Annotated in this window: 21 protein-coding genes; 17 read left to right on the top strand and 4 right to left on the bottom strand. The window is 71.8% G+C overall.

Going from position 1 to position 24,600, the window contains the following annotated elements:
* Positions 1 to 5: 5 nt before the first annotated feature.
* Positions 6 to 1,157 (bottom strand): ROK family transcriptional regulator, encoded by a 1,152-nt coding sequence (locus ACFPM7_RS26330; RefSeq protein WP_378250513.1) that lies wholly within the window; start codon positions 1,155 to 1,157, stop codon positions 6 to 8.
* Between the two features lie 124 nt (positions 1,158 to 1,281).
* Between ACFPM7_RS26330 and ACFPM7_RS26325 the strand changes: the two genes are divergently transcribed.
* Positions 1,282 to 2,451: a saccharopine dehydrogenase family protein gene (locus ACFPM7_RS26325; protein ID WP_378250474.1), complete on the top strand. Its 1,170-nt coding sequence runs from the start codon at positions 1,282 to 1,284 to the stop codon at positions 2,449 to 2,451.
* Between the two features lie 246 nt (positions 2,452 to 2,697).
* On the opposite strand, the gene ACFPM7_RS26320 is transcribed toward ACFPM7_RS26325, so the two are convergent.
* The 3 genes from ACFPM7_RS26320 to ACFPM7_RS26310 form a co-directional block, all read right to left on the bottom strand.
* Positions 2,698 to 3,759, bottom strand: a complete 1,062-nt coding sequence (locus ACFPM7_RS26320; RefSeq protein ID WP_378250473.1) for a fatty acid desaturase family protein — start codon at positions 3,757 to 3,759, stop codon at positions 2,698 to 2,700.
* Between the two features lie 78 nt (positions 3,760 to 3,837).
* Positions 3,838 to 3,969, bottom strand: coding sequence for a hypothetical protein (locus ACFPM7_RS26315; RefSeq protein WP_378250472.1), 132 nt, complete (start codon positions 3,967 to 3,969; stop codon positions 3,838 to 3,840).
* Between the two features lie 13 nt (positions 3,970 to 3,982).
* Positions 3,983 to 4,984: a bifunctional lysylphosphatidylglycerol flippase/synthetase MprF gene (locus ACFPM7_RS26310; RefSeq protein WP_378250470.1), complete on the bottom strand. Its 1,002-nt coding sequence runs from the start codon at positions 4,982 to 4,984 to the stop codon at positions 3,983 to 3,985.
* Positions 4,985 to 5,139: 155 nt separating this feature from the next.
* On the opposite strand from ACFPM7_RS26310, the gene ACFPM7_RS26305 reads away from it, so the two are divergent.
* The 16 genes from ACFPM7_RS26305 (at position 5,140) to ACFPM7_RS26230 (ending at position 24,566) form a co-directional block, all read left to right on the top strand.
* Positions 5,140 to 6,093 carry a diacylglycerol/lipid kinase family protein gene (locus ACFPM7_RS26305; RefSeq protein WP_378250469.1) on the top strand — a complete coding sequence of 318 codons (954 nt, stop codon included), beginning with the start codon at positions 5,140 to 5,142 and terminating at the stop codon, positions 6,091 to 6,093.
* On the top strand, positions 6,090 to 7,511 hold the full coding sequence (locus ACFPM7_RS26300) for an MmgE/PrpD family protein (RefSeq protein WP_378250468.1): 1,422 nt from the start codon (positions 6,090 to 6,092) through the stop codon (positions 7,509 to 7,511). Before ACFPM7_RS26305 ends, ACFPM7_RS26300 begins: the two co-directional genes overlap by 4 nt.
* Before the next feature lie 126 nt (positions 7,512 to 7,637).
* A complete protein-coding gene (locus ACFPM7_RS26295) occupies positions 7,638 to 9,290 on the top strand; it encodes an aldehyde dehydrogenase family protein (RefSeq protein ID WP_378250467.1) in 1,653 nt (550 codons plus the stop codon).
* A 39-nt stretch (positions 9,291 to 9,329) separates the two neighbouring features.
* Complete coding sequence (locus ACFPM7_RS26290; RefSeq protein WP_378250466.1) at positions 9,330 to 10,469, top strand: acyl-CoA dehydrogenase family protein; 1,140 nt, start codon at positions 9,330 to 9,332, stop codon at positions 10,467 to 10,469.
* A gap of 11 nt (positions 10,470 to 10,480) precedes the next feature.
* Positions 10,481 to 11,788, top strand: a complete 1,308-nt coding sequence (locus ACFPM7_RS26285) for an aspartate aminotransferase family protein (RefSeq protein WP_378250465.1) — start codon at positions 10,481 to 10,483, stop codon at positions 11,786 to 11,788.
* A 1-nt stretch (position 11,789) separates the two neighbouring features.
* A complete protein-coding gene (locus ACFPM7_RS26280; protein ID WP_378250464.1) occupies positions 11,790 to 12,278 on the top strand; it encodes a type II toxin-antitoxin system RatA family toxin in 489 nt (162 codons plus the stop codon).
* Positions 12,279 to 12,296: 18 nt separating this feature from the next.
* Positions 12,297 to 12,812, top strand: a complete 516-nt coding sequence (locus tag ACFPM7_RS26275) for a hypothetical protein (RefSeq protein ID WP_378250463.1) — start codon at positions 12,297 to 12,299, stop codon at positions 12,810 to 12,812.
* Between the two features lie 17 nt (positions 12,813 to 12,829).
* Positions 12,830 to 13,828, top strand: a complete 999-nt coding sequence (locus ACFPM7_RS26270; RefSeq protein ID WP_378250462.1) for a VlmB-like protein — start codon at positions 12,830 to 12,832, stop codon at positions 13,826 to 13,828.
* A gap of 51 nt (positions 13,829 to 13,879) precedes the next feature.
* Entirely contained in the window at positions 13,880 to 14,119 is a 240-nt protein-coding gene (locus ACFPM7_RS26265; RefSeq protein WP_378250460.1) for an acyl carrier protein, read from the top strand.
* Complete coding sequence (locus ACFPM7_RS26260; protein WP_378250459.1) at positions 14,119 to 15,339, top strand: beta-ketoacyl-[acyl-carrier-protein] synthase family protein; 1,221 nt, start codon at positions 14,119 to 14,121, stop codon at positions 15,337 to 15,339. Before ACFPM7_RS26265 ends, ACFPM7_RS26260 begins: the two co-directional genes overlap by 1 nt.
* Positions 15,340 to 15,479: 140 nt before the next feature.
* Positions 15,480 to 15,875 carry an acyl carrier protein gene (locus ACFPM7_RS26255; protein ID WP_378250458.1) on the top strand — a complete coding sequence of 132 codons (396 nt, stop codon included), beginning with the start codon at positions 15,480 to 15,482 and terminating at the stop codon, positions 15,873 to 15,875.
* Positions 15,876 to 15,907: 32 nt separating this feature from the next.
* Entirely contained in the window at positions 15,908 to 20,854 is a 4,947-nt protein-coding gene (locus ACFPM7_RS26250; RefSeq protein WP_378250457.1) for an SDR family NAD(P)-dependent oxidoreductase, read from the top strand.
* 10 nt (positions 20,855 to 20,864) lie between these two features.
* Complete coding sequence (locus ACFPM7_RS26245; protein WP_378250456.1) at positions 20,865 to 22,421, top strand: long-chain-fatty-acid--CoA ligase; 1,557 nt, start codon at positions 20,865 to 20,867, stop codon at positions 22,419 to 22,421.
* Positions 22,418 to 23,401, top strand: a complete 984-nt coding sequence (locus tag ACFPM7_RS26240; protein ID WP_378250455.1) for an LLM class flavin-dependent oxidoreductase — start codon at positions 22,418 to 22,420, stop codon at positions 23,399 to 23,401. The genes ACFPM7_RS26245 and ACFPM7_RS26240 overlap by 4 nt, the downstream gene beginning before the upstream one ends.
* Complete coding sequence (locus ACFPM7_RS26235; RefSeq protein ID WP_378250454.1) at positions 23,398 to 24,153, top strand: thioesterase II family protein; 756 nt, start codon at positions 23,398 to 23,400, stop codon at positions 24,151 to 24,153. Before ACFPM7_RS26240 ends, ACFPM7_RS26235 begins: the two co-directional genes overlap by 4 nt.
* Positions 24,150 to 24,566: a PaaI family thioesterase gene (locus ACFPM7_RS26230; protein WP_378250453.1), complete on the top strand. Its 417-nt coding sequence runs from the start codon at positions 24,150 to 24,152 to the stop codon at positions 24,564 to 24,566. Before ACFPM7_RS26235 ends, ACFPM7_RS26230 begins: the two co-directional genes overlap by 4 nt.
* The last annotated feature ends 34 nt before the right edge of the window (positions 24,567 to 24,600 follow it).

The following is a 24,600-nucleotide window of genomic DNA, read 5'->3' as shown; positions in this document are numbered from 1 at the left end:
CCGAGCTAGACCAGCTCGGGGTCCAGCACGTCCGGGGAGAGGGCGTGCTGCACGACCATCGCGGCGGCCCCGAGCATGGCGGCGCTGTCGGCGGTCTGGGACGGGACGATGCGCAGGTGCTCGGTGGCCAGGGGCAGCGAGCGGCGGTAGATGGCCTCGCGGACGCCCGCCAGGAGCATCTCGCCCGCCTGCGACAGCGAGCCGCCCATGACGATCAGCGACGGGTTGAACAGGCTCACCCCGCCGGCCAGCACCTCGCCGATGTCGCGTCCGGCCTGGCGGACCGCCTGGCCCGCCGTGGGATTGCCCGCTTGGACCAGCTCCACGACGTCCTTGCTGGTGCGCGCCGGGATGCCCACCGCGGTGAGCTGGGCGGCGATGGCGGGGCCGCTGGCCACCGCCTCCAGGCAGCCGGTGTTGCCGCAGCGGCAGGGCACGTCGCCCGCGCCGGGGGCCAGGATGTGGCCGAGGTCGCCCGCCGCGCCGACCGCGCCGCGGTGCAGGGCGCCGTTGCTGATCAGGCCGGAGCCGATGCCGGTGGCGACCTTCACGACGATCATGTGCTGCTCGGTGGGGTGGCAGCGGGTGTGCTCGCCGAGGGCCATCAGGTTGACCTCGTTGTCGACCAGGACGGGCACCGCGAAGTCCCGCTGCACGCGGGCGGGCACGTCGTAGCCGTTCCAGCCGGGCATGATCGGCGGGTTCGTCGGGCGGCCGGTGGAGTGCTCGACCGGGCCGGGCAGACCGATGCCGATGCCTGCGACGGGCGCGCCGTGCCGCTCGACCAGGCCGCGCCAGGTGGCGGCCAGGGTGCCGAGGACGATGTCGGGCCCGTCGGCGATGTCGAGGTCGATGCGCTCGGTGGCCAGCGGCTCGCCGGTCAGGTCGGTGACGGCGACCGTGGCGTGGGTGGCGCCGACCTCGGCGGCCAGCACCAGCCTGGAGCGGGAGTTGAAGACGAAGCGGCTGGCAGGCCGCCCGCCGGTCGACGCCCCGTTGCCGCGGTCGGACACCAGCCCGGCGTCGACCAGGGCGTCGAGCCGGGCGCGGACGGTGGAGCGGGCCAGCCCGGTCTCGGCGACCAGCTCGGCGCGGGTGCGCGACTGACCGTCGCGCAGGAGCCGGAGCAGCTCGCCGGGAGTGGCGCTCGGGGACATCTGCACGGGTACCAGACTAGCGGCAATACCGAACGAAACTGTGACCAACCTTGTCAATGTTTTGCTCACTGACCGCCATAAGGGTGGGATGGTTTTCATGGTTACCGGTCGGTAATATCCGGGCATGGGTTCGCGCCGGAAGTACGACATCGTTCTGTTCGGGGCCACCGGGTTCACCGGCGAGCTGACCGCGGAGTACCTGGCCAGGCACGCCCCGGCGGGCTGCCGGTGGGCGCTGGCGGGGCGCAACCAGGCGAAACTCGCCGGAGTTCGGTCCCGCCTGGCGTCGATCGACCCGGAGTTGGGGTCGATGGACCTGCTGGTGGCCGACGTCGGGGACGCGGAGTCGGTGGCCGCGGTGGCGTCGGCGGCGCGCGTGGTGATCACGACCGTGGGGCCGTATGTGGCGCACGGGGACCCGCTGGTGGCGGCCTGTGCGGCGGCGGGGACGGACTACGTCGACCTGACCGGGGAACCGGAGTTCGTTGACCAGACGTATGTGCGTCACCACGCGACCGCCGTGGCGTCCGGGGCGCGGCTGGTGCACGCGTGCGGGTTCGACTCGATTCCGTACGACCTGGGTGTGCTGCACGCCGTGACGGAGTTGAAGGCCTCGGGGGCGGTGGCGGTCGAGGGGTTCGTGCGGGCTTCGGGGACGTTCTCCGGCGGGACCTACCAGTCGGCGGTCACGGCGTTCGGGCGGATGAAGGCCAGTGCGGCGGTGGCGGCGCAGCGCCGGGAGCTGGAGGAGCGGCCCGCCGGGCGTCGGGCGCGGGGGGCGGGGAAGCCGCATCGGTCGCGGTTCGGGTGGTGGGCGTTGCCTGTTCCGACTGTTGATCCGCAGATCGTGCTGCGGTCGGCTCGGGCGTTGGAGGTCTATGGGCCCGACTTCACCTATGGGCACTTCTTGGCGTTCAAGCGGTTGCCGACTGTGGTGGGTGTTGTTGGCGGGGTGGGGGTGTTGTTCGGGTTGGCCCAGGTGTCGCCGGTGCGGAACTGGTTGTTGGGGCGGGTGAAGTCGGGGGAGGGGCCGTCGGCTGAGCGGCGGGCTCGGTCGTGGTTCAAGGTGCGGTTCGAGGCTCGGGGGGATGGGCGGCGGGTGGTCACCGAGGTCAGTGGTGGGGACCCGGGGTACGGGGAGACGGCGAAGATGCTGGCGGAGTCGGCGTTGTGTTTGGCGTTCGACGAGTTGCCCGCTTGTTCCGGGCAGGTGACCACGGCGGTGGCGATGGGGGAGGCGTTGACGTCGCGGTTGGTGAAGGCGGGGATCTCGTTCAGCGTGCTGGAGGGCTAGGCCGTGTGCTGATTCCGGGAGTCGGTCGCCGCAGCTCGCCGCCGGGTCAACGACCGTTGCCGCGAGGATGTGGTAGCCGCCTTCCGCGGCTTCCATGAACGACTCGTCGGCGAATGCTCGGCGAGGGAGACCGCTCGACACGGGGACAGGGTGACAAGGGTCGCCCTCGCCCGATCGGGATACCCCGGAGACGCGGCGAAGGCTCCCGCTGTGGGGCGGGAGCCTTCGCCGTGATGGGTGTGGGTGTCAGGCCGTGACCTCGCCTCGGCGGGCGGGGGCGCTGACGTCGTGGAGGAAGTGGGCGACCTCCTTGTACGAGGCCCAGAAGCCCATCTCGACGTACGGGATTCCCTTCTCGGCGCAGTACTCCATCGTCAGTTGGCGGGCCCTCGCCAGGGAGCCCTGGGGCATCGAGGGGAACAGGTGGTGTTCGATCTGGTAGTTCAGGCCGCCGTACATGAAGTCGATCAGGGGGGACGGGTTGATGTTGCGGGAGGTCAGGACCTGGCGCTCCAGCCAGTCCAGGGTCTCCTCCTCGCCGTCCCTGATCTCCATGCCCTTGTGGTTCGGGGCGAAGATCATTCCGAAGTAGACTCCCATGACGGCCTGCTGGATCAGCAGGAAGGCGATGGCCAGGGCGGGGGAGAGGACCAGGAAGGCGCAGGTGATGTAGATCGCCAGGCGGGCGAGGATCAGGGCGGCTTCCAGGAGGGGGTTCTTCACCTCCCGCCTGATGATCATCTTCCAGGCGGTCTTCTGCATCTTGTAGGACTCCAGCGTCAGGAGCACGAAGAACAGGACGGCCTGGTAGCGGACGATGAAGCGGCCGACGCGGGAGCGGGTGGCGTACTGCTTGATGTCGAAGATCGCGGTGCGCCTGCCGATGTCGGGGTCCAGCGTCAGGTGGTTGGGGTGGCTGTGGTGGCGGTTGTGGTGGTTGACCCACCAGCCGTAGGAGAAGCCGTTGATCAGGTTCGCGTGGGTGTAGCCGACGACGGTGGCCGATGCCTTGGCGCGGAACATCGACTTGTGGCCCGCGTCGTGGAACATGAAGGACGCCTGGGCGCACCAGACGCCGATCCAGACCGCGTTGGCCAGCTGCCACCAGGAGTCGCCGATGACGAAGAACGCGCCGATGCCCAGGGCCAGCATCGCCAGGTTCACCGCGATCCTGCGGTAGTACCAGCCCGACTGGAGGTCGAGCAGGCCCTCCGCCTTGACGCGCTTGAGCAGCTCGGTGAAGGTCGCCGAACCCGTGTTGGCCCCCCGCGCCGCAGGTGCGAGGGTGCTGACTTGCGTGGACTGCATTCCGTGGCTCCTTAAGCGACAAGGGGAGACGGGGCCAGCGTGGTGGGCCGGGCTGATCCGGGGCTGACCCTGCGGTGATCAGCCCGCGAGGGCCTCGTGCAGGGCGGCCAGGGTGTCGTCGGCCGCCTCGGCGACCGCCGGGTCGTCCGGGGCGCCGAAGATGCCCATGAGCTGGCCGACCGTGGCCTGCATCAGTTCCTCAGTGGACATGGGTGAACTCCGATCAGAAGGCGCCGCAGGCGCGGAAGACGTGGGCGAAGGCGTGCAGGGACGCGCGGTCGGGGAAACCGATGTACTCCGGGATCACCAGCGACGGCGCCCACTTCTGCTTGTAGGCCAGCTGGCTCTGCGCCGGGTACAGGTCGCCGCCCTGGGCGAACAGGGCGTGCATCAGCCACTGGTAGCCCAGGTTGTGGCCGGTCAGCTCCTGAGTGGAGTCCAGGCCGGTGAACGGGGTGAACCCGAAGTGCAGCCACGGCACGCCCTCGCCGCGGAAGGTCTCGATGGCGACGGAGTTGATGGCCTCCATCAGGCCGGGGGAGGTCTCCGGGATGCGCCGGGACAGGTCGTGCATCCAGCCGTGCCGGGTGCCGTACACCGGCGAGTAGGAGATGTAGCCGACCGGGCGGTCCTCGATCGAGCCGACGAACAGCCGCCGGTACGGGCCGCCGTCGCCGCCGGTCTCGCCGACGAGGAACTCCAGCTGGTGGGCGCCCTCGCCCTTGGAGCCCAGCCACGCGCGGTCGATCTCGGTGATGGAGCCCTGGTAGTGCTCGGCGTTGACCTCCTCGACGGTCAGGCCGTTGCGGAAGGCGCGGGAGATCTTGTTGCGCAGCTGCATGAAGCGCGAGCCGCGCAGGGTGAAGTCCGGCAGCGACACCGCCCAGGACGCGCCCATCTGGTTCACGGTGAAGCCGTGCCTGGCGTAGATCTCCGCGTCGTGGCGCTGGAGCTGGACGGTGACGACCTTGCAGTCCAGGGACCGCGCGTAGTCGAGGAAGGCGGTCAGCAGCTTGCCGTAGTCCTCCGGTGGGGCGAACACGCCGCCGAACTGCACGAGGTAGTCGCCCGCGCGCCGGTAGGCGACCGCCCCCTGGATGCCGGGGCTGGTGAAGGTCGCGGTACCGGAGTTGAGCGCGAGGAAGGCGGACGGGTTCTCCGCCTGCGTGTACGCCCGGATCGCGTCCAGCGCCGGGATTGCTGTCCTGCTCACTGTGCTGGTCACGCCTGGCACCCCTTTCTGCGTTTCGTCGGCGAGGCCTGTGAAGTAGAACATCGCGGCTATAGCTGGGAAAGCGGCTGTCAGGACACCATCAGGTCCTGGTCAGACGCACTGGGGATGGTGCACTCTCGGCCGCCGACCCCTCGGCGGTGGCACGGATGCGCGGGGAGCGGGCGATGGGCGGGCCGGTGACGGACCAGGTTCTGGTGATTGCGAACCCCACCGCGGGGACGGCGAAAGCGGAGCTGGTGGCCGCGATCCGCGACGCCTGCGCCGCGCACGCCGAGACGTCGTTGCACGTCACGACCGCGCGCGGGGACGCGACGGAGACCGCGCGGCGCGCCGTCGCCGCGCGCACGCCGCCCGGGCTCGTGGTGGTCGTCGGCGGCGACGGCACCGTGCGCGAGGTCGTGGAAGGCATGATCGACACGACCTCCTCGACACTGCTCGTGCTGCCCGGCGGCACCGGGAACTCGGTCTACCGGATGCTCTGGGGCGACCGCCCGTGGCAGGAGGCCGTCCGTGCCGTGTTCGGCGGACAGGCCGCGCGCCGCAGGCTCGACCTGGCCCGGCTGGCGGAGACCGGCGCCGTGGTCTGCCTGGGCGCGTGCTCCGGCGTCGTCGCCGAGGCGCTGGAGTTCGCCCGCCGCACCCCGATCACCGGCCGTGGCCGCTACACCAAGGCCTTCGCCGACGCGTGCGCCGCGCACAAGCCCTACCCCGGCCGCGTCAGCGTCGACGGCAAGGTCCTCTACGAGGGCGACACGGTGCTGGCCAACGTCGGCGGCGGGCGCTACCGCGGCGGGCAGTACCTGCTGCTGCCGATGTCGGAGCTGACCGACGGCCTGCTCGACGTGTGCGTCATCAGCGGCCAGGTGGACCCGCTGCGCGTGCCCGACCTGATCCGCACCGGCGCGCACCTCGGTGAGCCGGGCGTCTACTACGGACGCGGCAGCCGCGTCGAGGTCGAGCGCACCGACGGCGCGAACCTCGTCTTCGAGCACGACGGGGAACTGCACGCCGACACCGCAGGGTCGATGACCCTGCGGGTCGCGCCCGGCGCGCTGCCGGTCTGGGCCGACGCCGCCGTCGCCGCGGGCCCGGACTGGTGAGCGGGCTGACCCGGCTGGCGGACTGGGCGGCCGGGCTGGCCGACGGCGACATCCCGGCCAGGGTGCGCGAGTACGCCGCCAGCCAGGTGCTCTCCCAGCTGGCCGCCATCCGCGCGGGCGGCGCCCACCCGACCGGCGCCAAGATCATCACCGCCTTCGGCGGCCCGGCCCAGCCCGACCGCAAGGCCGCCGCCGGGGTGCTCGCGGCGGTCGGGTCGTTCCTCAACCTGGACGACACCGCCTACGCGGGCCACCTGTCCAACTCCACGGTCGCGGTGCCGCTGGCCTACGCCGCCGACGGCCCGAGCCTGATCACCGCCGTCGTCGCCGCCAACGAGTGCGCCGCCCGGATCACCGCGGCGGCCACGCTGGGCCCGCTGCGCGGGCAGAGCGCCATGCACACGCACCTGGCGGGCGCGGTCGCCGGCAGGCTCAAGGCCGAGGGCGCGCCGCCGGGGGTGTGGGCGGACGCGCTGGCGATCGCCTTCGCCATGCCGCACTGGCCGATGCTGCGCTCGTTCCTGGCCTGCGAGGCCCGCGCCGTGGCCACCATGGCCCCGGTGCGCGCGGGCCTGGACGCCTGCGACGCCGCCCGCGCGGGTATCGCCGGCGCCCACGACATCCTGGAGCACCCCGACGGCTTCCTCGCCCGTTACGCCGACGTGCCGCTGCCCGAGCAGGTCGACCACGCCCTCGGCGAGCAGTGGCACACCGAGACGCTGTCGTTCAAGCTGCACCCCGGCGGCCCCGGCATCGACGCCGCCGTCGACTGCGCCGCCGACCTCGCCCCGGTCACCGACCCCGACGACATCGCCGAGGTCCTGGTCGAGGCGTCGGCCTACACGCTCATGGCCCAGCGCACCGCCGAGCGCTACCTCGACGGCCCGGACAGCCCGCTGGGCGCACTCGTGCTGGACGTGCGCTACCCGGTCGCCACGGCGCTGCTCAGCGGCCACTTCACCGCCGCCGACCTCGGCAGGCCCGCGACCGCGGACCCCGGGCGGCGGGCGCTGGCGGCGAAGGTGCGCCTGGTGCACGACCCGGAGATGACGCGCGCGCTGCTGGAGTCCGACGCGCCTTTCGGCGCCGCGCTGCGCATGGCGGGGCCGCGGGCCCAGGCGTGGCTGGCCGACTACGGCCTCACCGCCCCGGAGAACGTCCAAGGCGACTTCAGCGCGGCCACCAAGGCCACGCCCGCACGGGTCACGGTCGTGCACGGCGACGGGCGCAGGCGCTGCCGGGAGCGCGCGATTCCGCGCGGCGCCGCCGGGCCCGAAACGCGGGCGGACCACATATCCCTGATACGGGAGAAATTCATCGATTCCGGCGGCGACGCCGCAATTGCCGAACGTGCCGCGAGCCTGGATTCCATGAATGCCAGCGACTTTCGGTCCTGGCTGCGTGCGGCGCTGACCTGATCAACCGTCATCACCGGGCTGTCAGGAGCCGGTCAGACGATCCTGCGAGAGTCGTCAAGTGTGGCGCGGGGCGAATGCGCGCCGGGAATCGTCACGTACCCGCTGAAATGTCGGGAAGGGCATGCGATGAAGCTAATCGAGGGAGACCCCAACCAGCTGGCCGGGGGAGCGGCGCCGGGTCGGGAGAAGCCGCTGCGCAGCTACGACCTGTTCATCGGCGGCAAGGACGTCCCCGGTGACGGGTGGGTCTACACCACCAGCGCCTCCTCGCTGTTGGAGGACGTCTTCACCAGCATCAGCCTCAAGCGCGCGCTGGAGAAGAACCCCGACGACGAGGCGTCCAACCACCGCTACGTCGTCGGCCGCTGCGCCGTGGCGAGCACCGAGCACATCGACGAGTCCCTGCAGGCCGCCGCCGACGCGGCCAAGGAGTGGGCTCGCGTCCCGCTGGAGCGCCGCCTGCGCCTGGGCGAGATGTTCCGCCGCACGCTGCTGGCCAACCAGGACGAGTTCCTGGAGCTGCTGGTGGCCGAGTCGCACCCGGTCAAGCTCGCCCGCTGGGAGCTGAGCTGCCTCTACCAGCTGTACGGGCAGGAGTCCGTGCAGTGGTACGCCGAGCAGATGCACAAGGAGTTCTTCTACGGCTCCCGCAAGCTGATCGTGCGCCGCCAGCCCGACGGCGTGGTGTGCTTCAACCCGCCGCAGAACGCCGCCGGTCCCTCGGCCGCGCTCGCGGTGCTGCCGCTGATGGCGGGCAACGCCGTCGTCGTGCGCGCCCCGCGCAGCATCCCGCTGTCCACGATGTACCTGTGCCGCGAGCTGATCGCCCCGCTGCTGGAGGAGGTCGGCGCCCCGCCCGGCGTGCTCAACGCCCTGTGCAGCAACCCGAAGCAGACCACCGACCGCTGGATCGAGAGCCCGCTGGTCAACGACATCTTCTTCGTCGGCGGCTCCGAGGAGGGCCTGAAGCTGCAGGAGCGCTGCATCGCCAACGGCAAGAAGCCGATCCTGGAGCTGGCGGGCAACGACTCGATCGTCATCTGGAAGGACGCCGACCTCGACGCCGCGACCGAGGCGATCCTGGAGTGCTTCTACGGCTCCGGCCAGATCTGCATGGTGCCCAACTGCGTCGTGGTGCACCCCGACGTCGCCGACGAGCTGATCGCCAAGATCCGCGAGCAGATCGTGGACGTCAAGCCCGGCTACCCGGACCAGGAGGACGTGCTGCTGTCCCCGGTGCGCCGCGCCGAGAAGTTCTTCGCCCTGCAGAAGCAGGCCATCGAGCTGGGCGCCGAGCTGATCTCCGGCGGCGGGCGCATGGAGGTCGACGGCACCCCGTCGGAGACCGGCGTCTTCCTGCAGCCCACCGTGCTGCGGGTCAACGGCCTGGCCACCTCGCGCGAGACCGACATGGTCAAGCACGAGACGTTCTTCCCGCTGCTGCCGGTGATCGTCCCGGAGGCCTCCACCGACCCGGAGCTGCTGGACGCGTTCATCGAGTTCGTCAACACCAACGACTACGGCCTGCGCAACTCGCTGTGGGCGCAGTCCAACGAGGTCATCGACCAGTTCGTGCAGCGCATCGTCAACGGCGGTCTGCTGAAGGTCAACGACTCCCACATCGGCTTCCTGCCCTACCTGCCCAGCCACGGCGGCACCGGTCTGACCGGCGGCGTCTACGGCGAGGCGAACTACCCGATGCTCAAGACCTCGCACGTGCAGGGCGTGAGCATCGCGACCGGCATCCGCCCGCGCCAGGCCGTCTTCGACGGCGCCTGACCCGGCCCCCCACCCAGGCGTCCCCCGGAGGTCTCCACCATGCGTTCCCTCGAAGCGGCCCGCGAGGTCTGCGAGCAGTTCCACCCCGGTCTGGTCTCGGCGCTGAAGGAGTTGACCTTCGCCGAGCGCGAGACCCCGGGCAGCCCGGTCATCGACCTGTTCCGCGCCCACGAGGGCGTGGGGCTGCTGGTGCCGGAGAACCACGGCGGCGCGGGCGCGGACCTGGTGCAGGCCGTGCAGGTGATGCGGGCGCTGGGCTCGCTGTCGCCGTCGCTGGCGGCCGCGGCGACCATGCACCACTTCACCGCGGCGACGCTGTACGCCCTGGCCCCGACCGAGGGCCGCCTGACCGGCGCGCAGATCGACCTGCTCAAGTCGGTCGTGCCAGACCGCAAGATCATGGCCTCGGGCTGGGCCGAGGGCCGCACCGAGCAGAACATCCTCGCCCCGGCGGTCAAGGCCACCCCGGTCGAGGGCGGCTACCTGCTCAACGGCAGCAAGAAGCCGTGCAGCCTCTCCGGGTCGATGGACGTGCTGACCGCCAGCATCGCGGTGCCGGGCAAGACCGGCGAGCTGGAGCTGGCGATGGCGCTGATCCCGGCGGCGAGCGCGGGCATCACCACACACCCGTTCTGGGGCAACGACGTGCTCGCCGCCGCGGAGTCCGAGGAGGTGCGTCTGAGCGAGGTCTTCATCTCCGAGGACCTGGTCATCCGCACCACCGACGAGGACCCCGAGCGCATCGAGGCGTTGCAGCTGGCCGGGTTCGTCTGGTTCGAGCTGCTGATCTCCGCGGGCTACGTCGGCGCGGCCAGCGCCCTGGTGGAGAAGGTGCTGGAGCGCGGCCGCGGCAGCGCGGGCGAGCGCGCCCAGCTGGCCATCAAGGTCGAGTCCGCCTACGGCCTGCTCGAAGGCGCGGCGCGCGGCGTGCTCGACGGCGTGGACGGCGAGGAGGCCGTCGCCTCGGCGCTGGTCGCCCGCTACGGCGCCCAGCAGCTGATCGCCGACTCCACCGCGGCGGCGCTGGAGCTGCTGGGCGGCCTGGACTTCATCGTCTCCGCCGACAGCGCGCGCCTGGCCACCGGTGTGCGTCCGCTGGCCTTCCACCCGCCGTCGCGGGCCTCCGCCTCCGAAGCGCTCGTCGAGTACTTCACCGGCGGCCCGCTCGTCCTGTCCTGAGAGGACCAACCATGACCGCGATGGCGAAGGCCCACGAGCCGCACACGCAGGTCGCCGAGCACGGCGCTTCCGAGCAGCACGTGCTCGGGCTCTACCGCAAGCACCTCAGCCGGGGGCGCGCGACGCTGGCCGAGCTGTTCGGCTGCCACGTCGAGCACCACTCCGAGGGCGCGTGGATGACCACCTCCGACGGGGAGAAGTTCCTCAACTGCGGCGGCTACGGCGTGTTCATCCTGGGCGCGCGGCACCCGATCGTGCTGGAGGAGGTGCAGCGCCAGCTCGCCACCAACCCGATGGGAACCCGCATCCTGCTGGAGCCCACCGCGGCCGAGGCCGCGGAGATGCTGTGCTCGGTGGTGCCCAAGGGCCTGGAGCGCGTGCACTTCTCCGTCTCCGGGGCCGAGGCCGTGGAGACCGGGCTGAAACTGGCCCGCGCCAACGGGTTCAAGCGGACCGTGTCGATGGTCAACGGCTACCACGGCAAGTCCCTCGGCGCGCTGTCGGCGACGGCCAAGGACGTCTACCAGCGCCCGTTCCGCCCGCTCATCCCGGACTTCGCGCACGTGCCCTTCGGCGACACCGACGCGCTGGAGGCCGAGCTGAAGGCGCACCCGGGGCAGACCGCGGTGATTCTTGAGCCCGTGCAAGGAGAAGCGGGTGTGATCCTGCCTCCGGCGGGGTACCTCAAGCAGGTCGAGGGACTCGTGCGCGAGTACGGCGGCTTCCTCATCCTCGACGAGGTGCAGACCGGCATGGGCCGCCTCGGCGAGTGGTGGGGCGCGGACCTGGAGGAGATCACCCCCGACGTCCTGCTCACCGGCAAGGGCATCGGCGGCGGTGTCATGCCGGTGTCGGCGGCCATCGCCACCCGCAAGGCCTTCAAGCCCTTCGACAAGGACCCGTTCGTCCACACCGGAACCTTCGCGGCGATGCCGGTGCTGATGGCCGCGGTCAAGGGCTCGATCAGGGCCCTGCAGGAGGAGCGCCTGGTCACCAGGGCGATGGAGCTGGGCACCGCCCTGCTGCCGCGCATCGCCGACATCGCCTACCGCAACATCGGCCACCTGGTGAAGGACGTCCGCGGCCAGGGCCTGCTGATCGGCGTCGAGCTGGTCGAGCCGGGCCTGGCGGGCGAGCTGCTCACCGAGCTGTTCAACAACGGCATCGTGGCCAACCACTCGATGACCGGCAGCGCCGTGGTGCGGTTCACCCCGCCCGCGATCCTGACCGACGTCGAGGTGCAGACCCTGCTCAGCGCGTGGGACCAGGCCACCCGCGACCTCATCGCCAACTCCGCGACCATGCCCGGGGGGCACTGACATGCGACACGTCGACCTCGAAGCCACCGTCAAGAACGCCACCGCCGAGGACGTGCTGCGCGCGCTGATCCGGTTCGACCGCTACCCCGAGTTGGCCCCGCACGTGCGCGCCACCGAGGTCATCGAGACGCTGCCCAGCACGTCGGCCTCCTCCAGCTGGGAGCTGTACTTCCGCAGCGGCATCCTGCGCTGGCTGGAGAACGAGACGATCGACCTCGAGGCCCTCACGGTCGTCTTCGAGCAGGAGGACGGCGACTTCGACGTCTTCGAGGGCACCTGGGCCTTCCGCCAGGAAGGCGCCGACACCGTCGTGCGCTTCGACGGCGACTTCGACTTCGGCATCCCCTCCATGGAGGGCATCCTCGACCCGATCGCCGAGCGGGTCATCCGGGAGACGGTGGCCTGGGCCATCGACGGCTCCTTCCCGGAGGTGTCCTTCGCGGGCGACCTCCAGCTCACCCCCGCCACCGCGGCCACCCCCGGCCAGTAGCACCCGCAGGAGTCCGTCATGGACCAGTTGAACCCCTACGAGACGCCCAACACCTTCAAGGCACACCGGGCCGAGTACCTCTTCGGCGTGGTCGTGGTGACCGGCCTGATGGTGTGGAACATCTCCGAGATCCGCTGGTGGGTCGCGATCGGGCTGTTCTTCTACATCGACCTCATCGGCTACCTGCCCGGGGCCATCGCCTTCAAGAAGGCCAACGGCGGCCCGATCGCCAAGGGGTACTACGTCCTCTACAACGTGATGCACTCGTTCATCACGCAGGGCACGGTCATCCTCGTCTGGTGCCTGACCATCGGTCCGGAGTGGGCGCTGCTGATCATCCCGTTCCACCTGTTCGGCGACCGGGGCCTGTTCGGCAACTTCATGAAGCCGCTGGCCCTGCCGTTCGAGCCGGTCGCCCAGCCCGCGTACCAGAAGATGCTGGACGAGCTGGGCATCGACCAGAAGGGCCCGGAGGGCGGGCACGGCCCCGCCGCCGAGGCCGAGAAGCCGGAGCCCGCGCTCGCGGGCCGCTGAGGGGAAACCACCCGGAGATGACTACCCACGAGATCGCGCCCGAGGCCGACTTCGACAGCGCGCCCAGCCTGCTGGACGGCGCCAAGGAGCTGGTGCTCACCGCCGACCACTGCAACCTCGCCTACTGGTTCACCGACGTCGCCCAGGGCACCCTCGCCGGGCGCGGCGCCACCGGGCACGCCCCGGACGCGCTGGTGCCGGACTACATGCGGCAGAAGGGCCACCCGCTGCGGGAGGCCCTGGTGCTGGAGTTCGGCTTCCGCGCGCTGTCGGAGGAGCTGGCCACCCGGGTGCTGTCGTACTACGTGGCCAACGCCCCCGGCATCCCGGAGATGGAGTTCTTCGCCACCCAGCTCATCGATGAGGCCCGCCACGCCAGGGTCTTCCGCGAGCACCTGGTGGAGATGGGCGTTCCCCGCGACCGCCTCTTCGCCGAGATCGAGGAGATGACCGAGGACTACCGCCGCCGGGTGCTCTCCCCGGTGGAGGACTACGCGCTGGACATCGTCCGCGACCGCAAGGACTTCTACGGCGGCGTCGCGGTGTTCACCATCGTCATCGAGGGCGTGCTGGCCCCGGCCGCCGAGCTGAGCGAGCGCAAGTGGGGCGTGCTGGACCCGGCGGCGGGCGAGATCTCCCGCGGCACCTCCATCGACGAGATCCGCCACCTGGTGGTCGGCTCGACCATCCTGCGCGATCACCTGGTGCGGACGCCGGAGTACAAGCCCCGGCTGCTGGAGATCCTGGAGGCGGGGCGCCGGCTGTGGAACGAGGTGCCCGACCGCGAGTACGTGATCCACCGCGAGGAGCTGTTCCAGGAGGGCATGCGCCGCCACGCCGACCTGATCGGCGACTACGAGCTGTGGCCGGGCGTGCGCATGCTCGACACCACCCCCGACGAGCGCTACGACGCCGCCGAGCGGTGGACCGACGAGATGGCCGAGGCCCGCATGAGCTTCATGGGCCTGCCCACCGACTGGCTCTCCGGCGGCGCCTCCGCCACCGAAGCGGCCTGAACCCGGCGTTCCGCCGGCTGGACATGACCACCACAGGTTAAGGAGAACGCCGTGTTCGAGACCCTCAAGAACATCCTGGTCGACAAGCTGAAGATCAGCGGGGACCAGATCGTCGCCGAGGCCACCAAGGAGGACATCGAGCTGGACTCCCTGGCCGTTGTCGAGCTGTCGCTGGTGCTGGAGAAGGAGCTCGGGCTCAAGATCAGCGACGACGAGCTGATGGAGCTGGACACCGTCGGGGAGATCGTGGCCCTCATGGAGGCGCGCGCCGCCGGGAGCGTGACGGTCTGATGGCAGGCCCCGACGACGTCGCGGTGACCGGCCTCGGGCTGGTCACCCCCGGCGGGATCGGGGTCGAGCCCAGCTGGGCGGCCGTGTTGTCGGGCCGGTCCCGCGCGGCACACGACCCCGTCCTGGCCGGCAACCCGGTGTCGATCTCCTGCCGGGTGCCGGGCTTCGACCCCGCCGAGCGCCTCGGCGGGCGCAAGGCCCACCGCCTCGACCGGTTCGTGCAGCTGGCGCTGGTGGCCGCCCACGAGGCGGTGGCCGACGCGGGGCTCGACACCGCGACCTGGGACGGCGCCAGGGTCGGCGTGGTGATCGGCAGCGCGGGCGGCGGCGCGGAGACCTTCGAGGCCAACCACCGGGTTCTGCTCGAGGAGAACCCGGCGTGGGTCTCGCCGCTGCTGCTGCCGATGCACCTGTCGAACATGGCCGCGGGCCAGGTGGCGATGGAGTTCGGCGCGCGAGGGCCGAACATGGTGGTGGCCACGGCGTGCGCGTCCGGGGCCACCGCGATCGGCATCGCCAAGGACCTGCTCGTCATGGACCGCTGCGACATCGTGCTCGCGGGCGGCACCGAGGCGCTGCTGAACCCGGTCACCATGGCGGGCTTCGCCCGCATGGGGGCGCTGTCGAAGCGGGACGAGGCGCTGCTGGCGTCGCGGCCCTTCGACATCGACCGCGACGGGTTCGTCGGCGCGGAGGGCGCCGGGATGATGGTGCTGGAGCGGGCCCGCGACGCGGCGGCGGCGGGCAGGCGGGTGCGTGGGCGGGTGCTGGGCTACGGCGCCACCGCCGACGCCCACCACGTCACCTCGCCCGATCCGGGTGGGGCCGGGGTCCAGGCGGCCATCACCGCGGCGATCGCGGAAGCGGGCGCGTCGGCATCGGACGTGGTGCACGTCAACGCGCACGGGACGTCCACCCCGCTCAACGACCTGGTCGAGGCGCAGGTGCTCGGCCGGGTCCTGCCGCACCGGCCGGTGGTGACCTCCACCAAGGGCGTCACCGGCCACATGATGGGCGCGGCGGGCGCGGCCGAGGCCGTGTTCTCGGTGCTCGCCATGGAGCACGGGGTGGCGCCGCCGACGGCGAACACCACCCGGCTGGACCCCCGCATCGACATCGATGTCGCCTTCCAGGCGACCCCGGTGCCCAGGGGGCTCGTCCTGAGCAATTCTTTCGGGTTCGGCGGACAGAACGCGGTGCTGGCCATCGCGGCCGCCTGATCCACGCCCCGGGCGGGGGCCGTGCGCTGCGGCGCGCGGCCCCCGTTCGCGTTCTGCGCGCCCGTCAGTCCGGTCTCAGAACCGGATCAGGCCCCCGTAGTTCGATTCTGGTGCCCGTACACGTCTTTCGGAGGCGGACCATGACCGCACGCACTGTCGAGGCGCTGCTCGCGCTGCCCGCCTCGGAACGGCCCGACGCGCTGGAGGCGGCCGTGGCCGCCGAGTTCCGCGCCGCGATGCTGATGGAGGAGGGCGAGGAGCTGCCGCTGGACACGGCGTTCTTCGAGCTGGGCCTCACCTCGCTGCGCATCACCGACGTCAAGCGCAGGCTCGAAACCGCGCTGGACTGCGAGATCAGCGCCAACGCGCTGTTCAACCGCCCCACGGTGCGCGACCTCGTCGCCTACCTGATGTCCGACGTGCTGGTCGAGGTCTTCCCGACCGCGGCGTCGGCCAAGACCCCGGTGGAGGCCGGGGTGAGCGCGTCGGACAAGGCCTTGGTCGACGACCTGCTGCAGGACCTCTACCGAGCCTGACGCCCTGATCGACAGCCTGACTGGAGCTGATCATGACCGAGCCGGATCTGCGGGCCGCTCTCGCGCGCCAGCAGGCGACCATCCGCGAGCTGATGCTGGAGAAGTACGAGCCGATCGCGATCGTGGGCATCGGCCTGCGCTTCCCCGGCGAGACCCGCTCGCCCGCCGAGTTCGCCGAGTTCCTGCGCGCGGGGCGGTCGGGGATCGGCCCGCTGCCGACCGACCGCTGGGACGCCGAGGCCTACCTGCCCGACGGCGAGGCCCCGGGCAAGATCCGCGCCGAGAACGGCGGCTACCTCGACCAGCTGGACGAGTTCGACGCCGGGTTCTTCAACATCTCGCCCAAGGAGGCCCAGTACATGGACCCCCAGCAGCGGCTGCTGCTGGAGACCACCTGGGAGGCCCTTGAGCACGCCAACATCGACCCGACGCCGCTGCGCAAGGGCACCGGCGGGGTGTACGTGGGCGCCAGCTCCATCGACTACGCCTTCGAGATGGACCAGCTGGCCCCGGCCGAGCTGGACGGGCACCTCGCCTCCGGTGTCACGTTCTTCCCGCTCTCCGGCCGGCTGTCCTACTTCCTGGGCTGGCACGGCCCGTGCATGACCGTCGACACCGCCTGCGCGTCGGGGCTGACCGCGATCCACCTGGCCGTCAAGGGGCTGCGCTCGGGGGAGTGCGAGATCGCGCTGGCGGGCGGTGTCAACGCCCTGCACCACCCGCGCACGCAGGTCATCTTCTCGGCGGCGGGCATGCTGGCCGAAGACGGCCGCTGCAAGACCTTCGACGACGCCGCCGACGGCTACGCCCGCGCCGAGGGCTGCGGCATGCTCGTCCTCAAGCGCCTCTCCGACGCCCGCCGCGACGGCGACACCGTGCTGGCGCTGATCCGCGGCTCGGCGGTCGGCCAAGACGGCGACAGCGCCGGGCTGACCGTGCCGAACGGGCCCGCGCAGGAGAAGGTCATGCGCGCGGCCATCGCCGCCGCCGCGCTGGAGCCCAAGGACCTGTCCTATGTGGAGGCCCACGGCACCGGCACCCCGCTGGGCGACCCGATCGAGATGGGCGCCATCGCCGACGTCTTCGGCGACTCCCACACCCCGGACGCGCCGATCCCGGTCGGCTCGGTGAAGACCAACCTCGGGCACATGGAGCCGGTGGCCGGCGTCGTCGGCGTCATCAAGACCGTGCTGCAGATGCGGGAATCCACGATCTTCCCGCACCTCAACCTCACCCAGCTCTCCGGCCGCATCCCGTGGTCGAGCTACCCGGTGGCCATCCCGACCGAGAACACCCCGTGGACCGCGCCGGTCAAGCGGGCCCTGGTCAACAGCTTCGGCTTCGGCGGCACGATCTCCGCCGCGGTGCTGGAGCAGGCCCCGCCCGCACCGGTCCGTGAGGTCCAGCCGACCCCGGAGGCGGGCGCGGTGTTCGCGATCTCGGCGAAGAACCGCCGCTCGCTGGCGGGCCAGATCGCCCGCTACCGCGAGTACCTGGCCGCCAACCCCGACGTCGACGTCGCCGAGCTGGCCCGCACCGCGACCACCGGGCGCGCGCACTTCCCGCTGCGCGTGGCGGGCCTGGTCGGCGACGCCGCCGGGCTCGACGCGTTCCTGGCCCGCCAGGAGGACGCCGACACCGCGGTGCCCGAGGCGCGCAAGCTGGCGTTCCTGTTCACCGGCCAGGGCTCGCAGTACCTGGGCATGGGCGCGACGCTCTACCGCGACTACCCGCTGTTCGCCTCGATCGTCGACGACCTCGACGCGCTCTTCGCCCCGCTGCTCGGCGAGTCGGTGCGCGCGCTGCTGCTCGGCGACGCCCCGGACGGGCTCATCGACCAGACCCGCTTCACCCAGGCCTCGCTGTTCACCCTGGAGTACGCCCTCGCCCAGCTGTGGATCTCGTGGGGCGCCAAGCCGACCGCGCTGATCGGGCACAGCATCGGCGAGGTCGTCGCCGCCACCGTCGCCGGGCTGTTCACCGTGGACGACGCGGTGACGCTGGTCGCGGCGCGCGGGCGGCTCATGCAGTCGGTCAGCGCGCCGGGCGGGATGGTCGCGGTCACCGCGGCCGCCGCCGACGTCGAGCCGCTGCTGACGGGCTACGCCGACCTGGCGATGGCCGCCTACAACGCGCCGGAGCAGTGCGTGATCTCCGGCGGCTCCGCGTCGCTGGACGAGGTCGTGGCGGTGCTGCGGGAGCGCGGGATCAGGGCCAAGGCGCTCGCGGTCTCGCACGCCTTCCACTCCCCGCTCATGGCCGAGGTGTTCGAGGAGTTCCGCGCGGTCCTGGCAGGCGTCTCCTTCCACGAGCCCCGGCTGACGCTGATCTCCAACCTGACCGGCAAGGTCGCCCGCTTCGGCCAGATCTCCGACCCGGAGTACTGGGTGCGCCACATCGGCGAGGCGGTGAACTTCGCCGCGGGCATGGCGGCGCTGCAGCGGCGCGGCAAGCACGTGTTCGTGGAGATCGGCCCGTCGGCGGCGCTGTCGGGGCTGGCGAAGAAGTGCGTCACCGCCGACGAGCACCGCTGGCTGACCAGCGTGCACTCCAAGGACCCCGAGGGCGCCACGATCCGCAAGTCGCTGGCCCAGCTCTACACCGCGGGCCTGCCGGTGGACTGGGCCGGGTTCCACGGCACCCCGGCCACCGCGCTGACGCTGCCGCTCTACGCCTTCGACCGCAAGCGGTTCTGGCTGCCGGAGGGCAAGGGCGCGCTGCTCGCCCGCTCCGGCGGGCACCCGCTGCTGGGCGCGGAGGTCGCGCCCGGGGAATACCGCGCGTCGGTGCCCTCGATCGACGCGGGCGGGGTGATCGACCTGCTGTTCGCGGTGCAGGACGCGGTCTTCGGCGAGACGTCGCGGCCGGTCACCAAGCTCCGGCTGCACCAGCCGCCCGCGACCGCCGAGGACGAGTCGGTCGACCTGCGCACGGTGGTCACCGAGGTCGGCGACGGCGCGCGGGTGGAGGTCTTCGCCAATGACGCCCCGCTGGCCACCGCCGTGCTCGGCGCGGAGCCCGCGCTGCCCGGCGTCGACCTCAGCGAGGGCATGCGGGAGGTGGCGCTGGCCGGGCCCGAGGGCTCGACCGGCGAGTTCCTGCCCGCGGCGCTGCTGGCCGAGGTGTGGGGGTCCGTGCTCGGTGAGGCGGAGTACGGGCCGGTGCGCGCCACCCGCGTGGTGCTGGCCAAGAAGCCGCGAGCCGCGGAACTGCGCGCGGTCATCCGCCAGTCCCCGGCCGTGCAGGTCGATGAGGACCTGGTCATCGACGCCCTGGTCTACGAGGGCTCGCGGGTGGTGGCCTCGCTGGAGGGCGTGGGGCTGCGCAAGCGCGACGGCGAGACCCCGCGCGACTTCCTGCACCGCATGCACTGGGTGCCAGAGCCCACCGAGGCCGCCGACTCCGCCCGCACGGTGCTGCTGATCGGCGCGGACGCCCCCGCCGACACCCGCGGCGCGGCCGTCGTCGGCTCGCTGGCCGATGGCCCGACCGACGTGGTGTTCGTGTGGCAGCGCGTCGACGGCACCGGCGTGCAGCGGCTGCGCGCGGAGAACGAGCACAACTTCACCCGCCTGCTCGGCGAGCTGAAGACCCTCGCCGACAACGGCTTCGGCCGCGGCCAGCGGCTGTGGCTGGTGACCGACGGCGCGCAGGTCGTGCCCGGCCACCCCGTCGGCGACGGCCTGGCCGCCTCGACGCTGTGGGGCTTCGCGCAGGTGCTGCTCAACGAGTACCCCACCTACCGGCCCACCCTGGTCGACACCGACTCCCTGGAGGACGTGTTCGCCGAGGTCACCGCGGCTGCCGGTGATGACTTCCAGGTCGCCTACCGCGGCGGCGAGCGCCACGTCAAGCGCTTGCGCGCCTACCGGCCCGACCTGGAGGACGACGTCCGGGAGACCCCGGTCCGCGGCGACCGCACCTACCTGATCACCGGCGGGCTCGGCGCGCTCGGCCTGGTCACCGCCGAGAAGCTGGTCGACCTGGGCGCCCGGCACATCGCGCTGGTCGGCAGGCGCGGCACCCCGGCCGCCGACGCCCTGGACACCTGGGATCGCCTGCGGAAGCGCGCCGAGGTCCGGGTGCTGCTCGGCGACCTCAGCTCGGCCGAGGACGTGCGCCGCATCGTCGGCGCGGTCGCGGGCGGGGAGAACCCGCTCGGCGGCGTCGTGCACGCGGCGGGCGGGCTGGCCGACGCCCCGATCGCCCAGCAGAGCTGGGAGAGCCTCGACGGCCTCTTCGGGCCCAAGGTGTACGGGTCGTGGCTGCTGCACCAGGCCACCTCGGCGCTGGAGCTGGACTTCTTCGTCGCCTACTCCTCGGCCGCCTCGGTCGTCGGCGGCATGTCGCAGTCCAACTACGCCGCCGCCAACGCCTTCCTCGACCAGCTCTGCCACCAGCGCGTCGCCGACGGGCTGCCCGCCCTCGCCGTCAACTGGGGCCCGTGGTCGCAGGTCGGCATGTCGGCGCGGCTCTCCGAGCTGCACGTCAAGGCCCTGGAGCACGAGGGCGTGCACTACTTCACCCCGGAGAAGGCGCTGCGCGCGCTGGCCGTGCTGCTGCGGCGGCCGTGGCCCCAGGTCGCCGCGGGCGAGGTCGACTGGGCCCGGTTCACCGCGGCCAAGCCGATCGCCAGCGGCCTGTACTGCGAGCTGCACACCCGCGACGCCGACTCCGGCGGGCTCGACCTGGTCGCGCTCGCGGCGATGGCCGAACCGGACCGGATCACCGCGCTGCGCGAGCACATCCGCGCCACCGTGGCCCGCATCCTGCACATCGACGACCTCGCCGACGTCGACCCCAACAGCGAGTTCGTCCGCCTCGGCATGGACTCGCTGGCCTCGGTCGACCTGAAGAACTCGGTGGAGTCCGCGGTCGGCGTGCCGCTGCCCTCCGGGGTCACCTTCGACCACCCGACGCCCGCACGGCTCGCGGAGTTCGTGGACCGGTGCATGAGCGCGCCCGCCGTGGCCGCGTGAGGAGCAGGACATGAGAGAGAACTGGACGCTGAACGCGACCTCGGCCAAGCACGCCGCCGAGCGCGGCGGGCACCCGGCGATCCTGTGCGAGGACCGCACGGTCACCTACGCCGAGCTGCACCGGGAGTCCAACCGCACCGCGCACCGCCTGCTGGCCTCCGGGCTGGCCGTCGGCGACCGGGTCGCCTACCTGGGCCTGGAGTCCGAGCTGTACTACGAGATCGCGCTCGGCTGCGCCAAGGCCGGGGTGGTGCTGGTGCCGGTCAACTGGCGGCTCACCGCCGACGAGGTGGACCACATCCTGCGCGACTCCGGGGCCACGACGCTGTTCGTGGAGCGCGAGTTCGCCGGGCTGGCCGAGCGGATCAAGCCGGAGCTGGCGTCGCTGGAGTCCATCGTGGAGATGGACGCCATCGCCCGCGGCGACGGCTTCCGCGACTGGAAGGGCGAGGCGGCCACGACCGACCTGAGCGCGCCCACCGGCCCGGACGACGCCATCCTGCAGATCTACACCAGCGGCACCACCGGCTTCCCCAAGGGGGTGGTGCTGGCCAACCGGGCGTTCTTCAGCCTGCCCGCCGCCCAGGCCGAGGCCGGGGTGTCCTGGTTGGACTGGCTGCCCAGCGACCGCAGCCTGATCTCGCTGCCCGGCTTCGGGATCGCGGGCATGGGCTGGTTCATGCACGGCTTCAACGCCGGGGCCACCAACGTCGTCATGCGGATGTTCATCAGCGAGGAAGCCGTCAAGCTGGTCGAGCGCGTCGGGGTTACCACGACCTTCGCCGCGCCCGCCATGCTCCAGATGATGATCGAGGAGCGCGGCGTCACCCAGGAGACGTTCCGCTCGCTGCGCAAGGTCGCCTACGGCGCGGCGCCGATCTCCTCGGAGCTGCTGGAGCGGCTCATCGACATGCTGGGCTGCGAGTTCGCCCAGATCTACGCGGCCACCGAGACCGGCACCTGCGCGGTCTGCCTGCCGCCGGAGGACCACGTCCCCGGCTCGCCGCTGCTCAAGGCCGCGGGCAAGGCCTGCGCCGGCCACGAGATCAAGGTCATTGGCCCGGACGGCGCGGAGCTGCCGGTCGGGGAGATCGGGCAGGTGTGCATCAAGACGCCCGCGCACATGCTCGGCTACTGGAACCTGCCCGAGGCCACCGCCAAGACCCTCGTCGGCGACTGGCTGCACATGGGCGACGCGGGGTACCTGGACGAGAACGGCTACGTGTTCCTCTGCGACCGCATCAACGACACGATCATCCAGGGCGGGCAGAACATCTACCCCGCCGAGATCGAGCGCGCGCTCGCCGGGCACCCCGCGGTGCTCGACTCCGCGGTGATCGGCCTGCCGCACCCGCTGTGGGGCGAGGCCGTGCACGCCTGCGTCGTGCTGCGCGATGGCCAGGCCGCCACCGCGCGCGAGCTGATGCGCTACCTGTCCGGCCGCATCGCCGACTACAAGATCCCGACCGAGTGGGAGTTCCCGGAATCCGTGCCGCGGAATCCGTCCGGGAAGATCCTGCGCCGCGTGCTGCGCGAGGAGCGCTTGACCGAAAGGGCATCCCGATGACCACCCCGGCCGTGCGGATCGGCGCGCTGCTGCCGACCCGCGAGATGGCGATCCTCGACGTCTTCTCGATCACTCCGCTGCTGGACTTCGCGCGGCGCGCGGAATCCCTCGGCTACGACTCCCTGTGGACCGGCGACTCGCTCACCGCGCGCACCCGGCTCGACCCGTTCGTGGTGCTCTCGGCGGTCTCGTCGGTCACGCTGTCCATCGGGCTGGGCACGGCGGCGCTGACCGCGTCGCTGCGCCACCCGCTGCTCGGCGCGAACATGGTGACCTCGCTGGACCACGCCTCCGGCGGGGGCCGCCTGACCCTCGGGCTCGGCGCGGGCTTCCCGATGCCCGAGAGCGAGGACGAGTTCACCAACCTCGGCGTGCCCTTCACCGGCCGCGTGGGCCGCCTGGACGAGACCGTGCGCTACTGGAAGACGACCTGGTCGGCGCGGTCGAGCGACGTGCGCGCCCACGAGGGCAAGCTGTGGCGGCAGGACGGGCTCGACCGGCTCGCCGCCCCCGCCACCGCGGGCGGGCCGCCGCTCTGGCTGGCCAGCAGCGACACCCCGAAGGTGCTGGCGCGGGTGGCGAAGCTCTACGACGGCTGGCTGCCGTTCCTGCCCACGACCTCGGCGTACTCCGCGGCCTGGGGCCAGGTCCAGGACCTGGCGGGCGAGGCGGGCCGCGAGGGCGCGGTCACCCCGGCGCTGTACGCGACGCTGAACATCAACCCCGACGCCGACAAGGCCAAGACGGCGCTGGACGACTACCTGCAGGGCTACTACGGCCGCCCGCTGGAGGTCATGTCGACCTTCCAGGCCTACGGCTGGGGCAGCGCCGACGACTGCGCCGAGTGGATCGCGGGCTACGTCGAGGCGGGCGCCCGCCACATCATCATCCGGATCGGCTCGCTCGACCCCGGCGACCAGCTCGAACAGCTGGCCGCCGACGTCCTGCCCGCCGTGCGCCGACTGGGGGTCGCGCTGTGACCAGCTGGTTCGAGACCGCCGCCGGGGACCCGGACGCGCCGCTGCGGCTGTTCCTGCTGCCGCACGCGGGCAGCGGCGGCACCATCTACCGCAACTGGGGCTCGCTGCTGCCCGGCGACATCGCCCAGCACGTCGTGTGCGCCCCCGGCCGCGAGCGCCGCTTCGGCGAGGAGGCCTACACCGAGATCGAGCCGCTGGTCGACGCGCTGTACGACGCGCTGCTCGACGAACTCGACGACCGGCCGTACGCGATGTTCGGGCACTGCCTGGGCGCGCAGCTGGCCTACCGGGTGGCGGTCAACATCCACCGCGACGGCGAGCGCAAGCCGCTGCTGGTCGGGGCGTCGGGCTGGGCGCCGGAGGGCTTCCAGCAGTCGACCTACGAGCAGAGCCAGATGCCCGAGCCCGACCTCATCGAGTGGATGAAGACCCTCGGCTCCTTCCCCCAGGAGGTCTACGGCGACCCGGCGGTGATGCAGCGCATCATCCCCGCCCTGCGCGCCGACCTCGCCGTCGTCTCGACCTATGTGGACGACGCCGCCGACTGCGGTGTGCCGCTGGTCAGCTACAGCGGCAAGTCCGACCCGCTGATGTACCCGGGCGCGATGGAGTCCTGGCGCACCCGGTCCCCGGAGTTCCTGGGCAACAGCGAGTTCACCGGAGACCACTTCTACATCGACACCCCCGAGCACGCCGTCGCCGTGACCGCGGACCTGACGCGGCACCTGCAGCGCAGGATGTCGCTGGTATGACCGTGTCCGATCACCTGCGGCCGGGCACCGAGCTGATCCTGGCGCAGCTGCCCTTCGCCCGGCTGCTGGGCGTGCGCCTGGTCGCCGCGGGGGCTTGCGAGGTCCGCGGCGAGCTGGACTGGTCCCCGGAGCGGTGCACGGTCATGTCGGCCATGCACGGCGGGGCGCTGATGGGCCTGGCGGACACCGTCGGCGGCATCCTCGCCTACCTCAACCTGCCCGCGGGCGCGGCCACGACGACCGTCGAGTCCAAGACCAACTTCCTGCGCGCGGTGCGAGAGGGGGTGGTCACGGCGGTCTCGCGCCCGATGCACGTCGGCGCGCAGTTCATCGTCTGCCAGACCGACCTGCTGGACGACACCCGCGCCCTCGTCGCCCAGACCACCCAGACCCAAGCGGTGCTCCGTCGCTGACAGAGCACTGACAGTCCACTGATAGACCACTGAC

Source organism: Actinokineospora guangxiensis (assembly GCF_042657845.1).
Lineage (GTDB): Bacteria > Actinomycetota > Actinomycetes > Mycobacteriales > Pseudonocardiaceae > Actinokineospora > Actinokineospora guangxiensis.
Note: the sequence above shows the minus strand (reverse complement) of the source record. Positions and strands in the feature narration are given on the sequence as shown.

Bases quoted from the DNA above. Each gene is read 5' to 3' on its own strand.
- ACFPM7_RS26330 (WP_378250513.1), bottom strand. From the start codon at position 1,157: ATGTCCCCGAGCGCCACTCCCGGCGAGCTGCTCCGGCTCCTGCGCGAC.
- ACFPM7_RS26325 (WP_378250474.1), top strand. From the start codon at position 1,282: ATGGGTTCGCGCCGGAAGTACGACATCGTTCTGTTCGGGGCCACCGGG.
- ACFPM7_RS26320 (WP_378250473.1), bottom strand. From the start codon at position 3,759: ATGCAGTCCACGCAAGTCAGCACCCTCGCACCTGCGGCGCGGGGGGCC.
- ACFPM7_RS26315 (WP_378250472.1), bottom strand. From the start codon at position 3,969: ATGTCCACTGAGGAACTGATGCAGGCCACGGTCGGCCAGCTCATGGGC.
- ACFPM7_RS26305 (WP_378250469.1), top strand. From the start codon at position 5,140: ATGCGCGGGGAGCGGGCGATGGGCGGGCCGGTGACGGACCAGGTTCTG.
- ACFPM7_RS26295 (WP_378250467.1), top strand. From the start codon at position 7,638: ATGAAGCTAATCGAGGGAGACCCCAACCAGCTGGCCGGGGGAGCGGCG.
- ACFPM7_RS26290 (WP_378250466.1), top strand. From the start codon at position 9,330: ATGCGTTCCCTCGAAGCGGCCCGCGAGGTCTGCGAGCAGTTCCACCCC.
- ACFPM7_RS26285 (WP_378250465.1), top strand. From the start codon at position 10,481: ATGACCGCGATGGCGAAGGCCCACGAGCCGCACACGCAGGTCGCCGAG.
- ACFPM7_RS26280 (WP_378250464.1), top strand. From the start codon at position 11,790: ATGCGACACGTCGACCTCGAAGCCACCGTCAAGAACGCCACCGCCGAG.
- ACFPM7_RS26275 (WP_378250463.1), top strand. From the start codon at position 12,297: ATGGACCAGTTGAACCCCTACGAGACGCCCAACACCTTCAAGGCACAC.
- ACFPM7_RS26270 (WP_378250462.1), top strand. From the start codon at position 12,830: ATGACTACCCACGAGATCGCGCCCGAGGCCGACTTCGACAGCGCGCCC.
- ACFPM7_RS26260 (WP_378250459.1), top strand. From the start codon at position 14,119: ATGGCAGGCCCCGACGACGTCGCGGTGACCGGCCTCGGGCTGGTCACC.
- ACFPM7_RS26255 (WP_378250458.1), top strand. From the start codon at position 15,480: ATGACCGCACGCACTGTCGAGGCGCTGCTCGCGCTGCCCGCCTCGGAA.
- ACFPM7_RS26250 (WP_378250457.1), top strand. From the start codon at position 15,908: ATGACCGAGCCGGATCTGCGGGCCGCTCTCGCGCGCCAGCAGGCGACC.
- ACFPM7_RS26245 (WP_378250456.1), top strand. From the start codon at position 20,865: ATGAGAGAGAACTGGACGCTGAACGCGACCTCGGCCAAGCACGCCGCC.
- ACFPM7_RS26240 (WP_378250455.1), top strand. From the start codon at position 22,418: ATGACCACCCCGGCCGTGCGGATCGGCGCGCTGCTGCCGACCCGCGAG.
- ACFPM7_RS26230 (WP_378250453.1), top strand. From the start codon at position 24,150: ATGACCGTGTCCGATCACCTGCGGCCGGGCACCGAGCTGATCCTGGCG.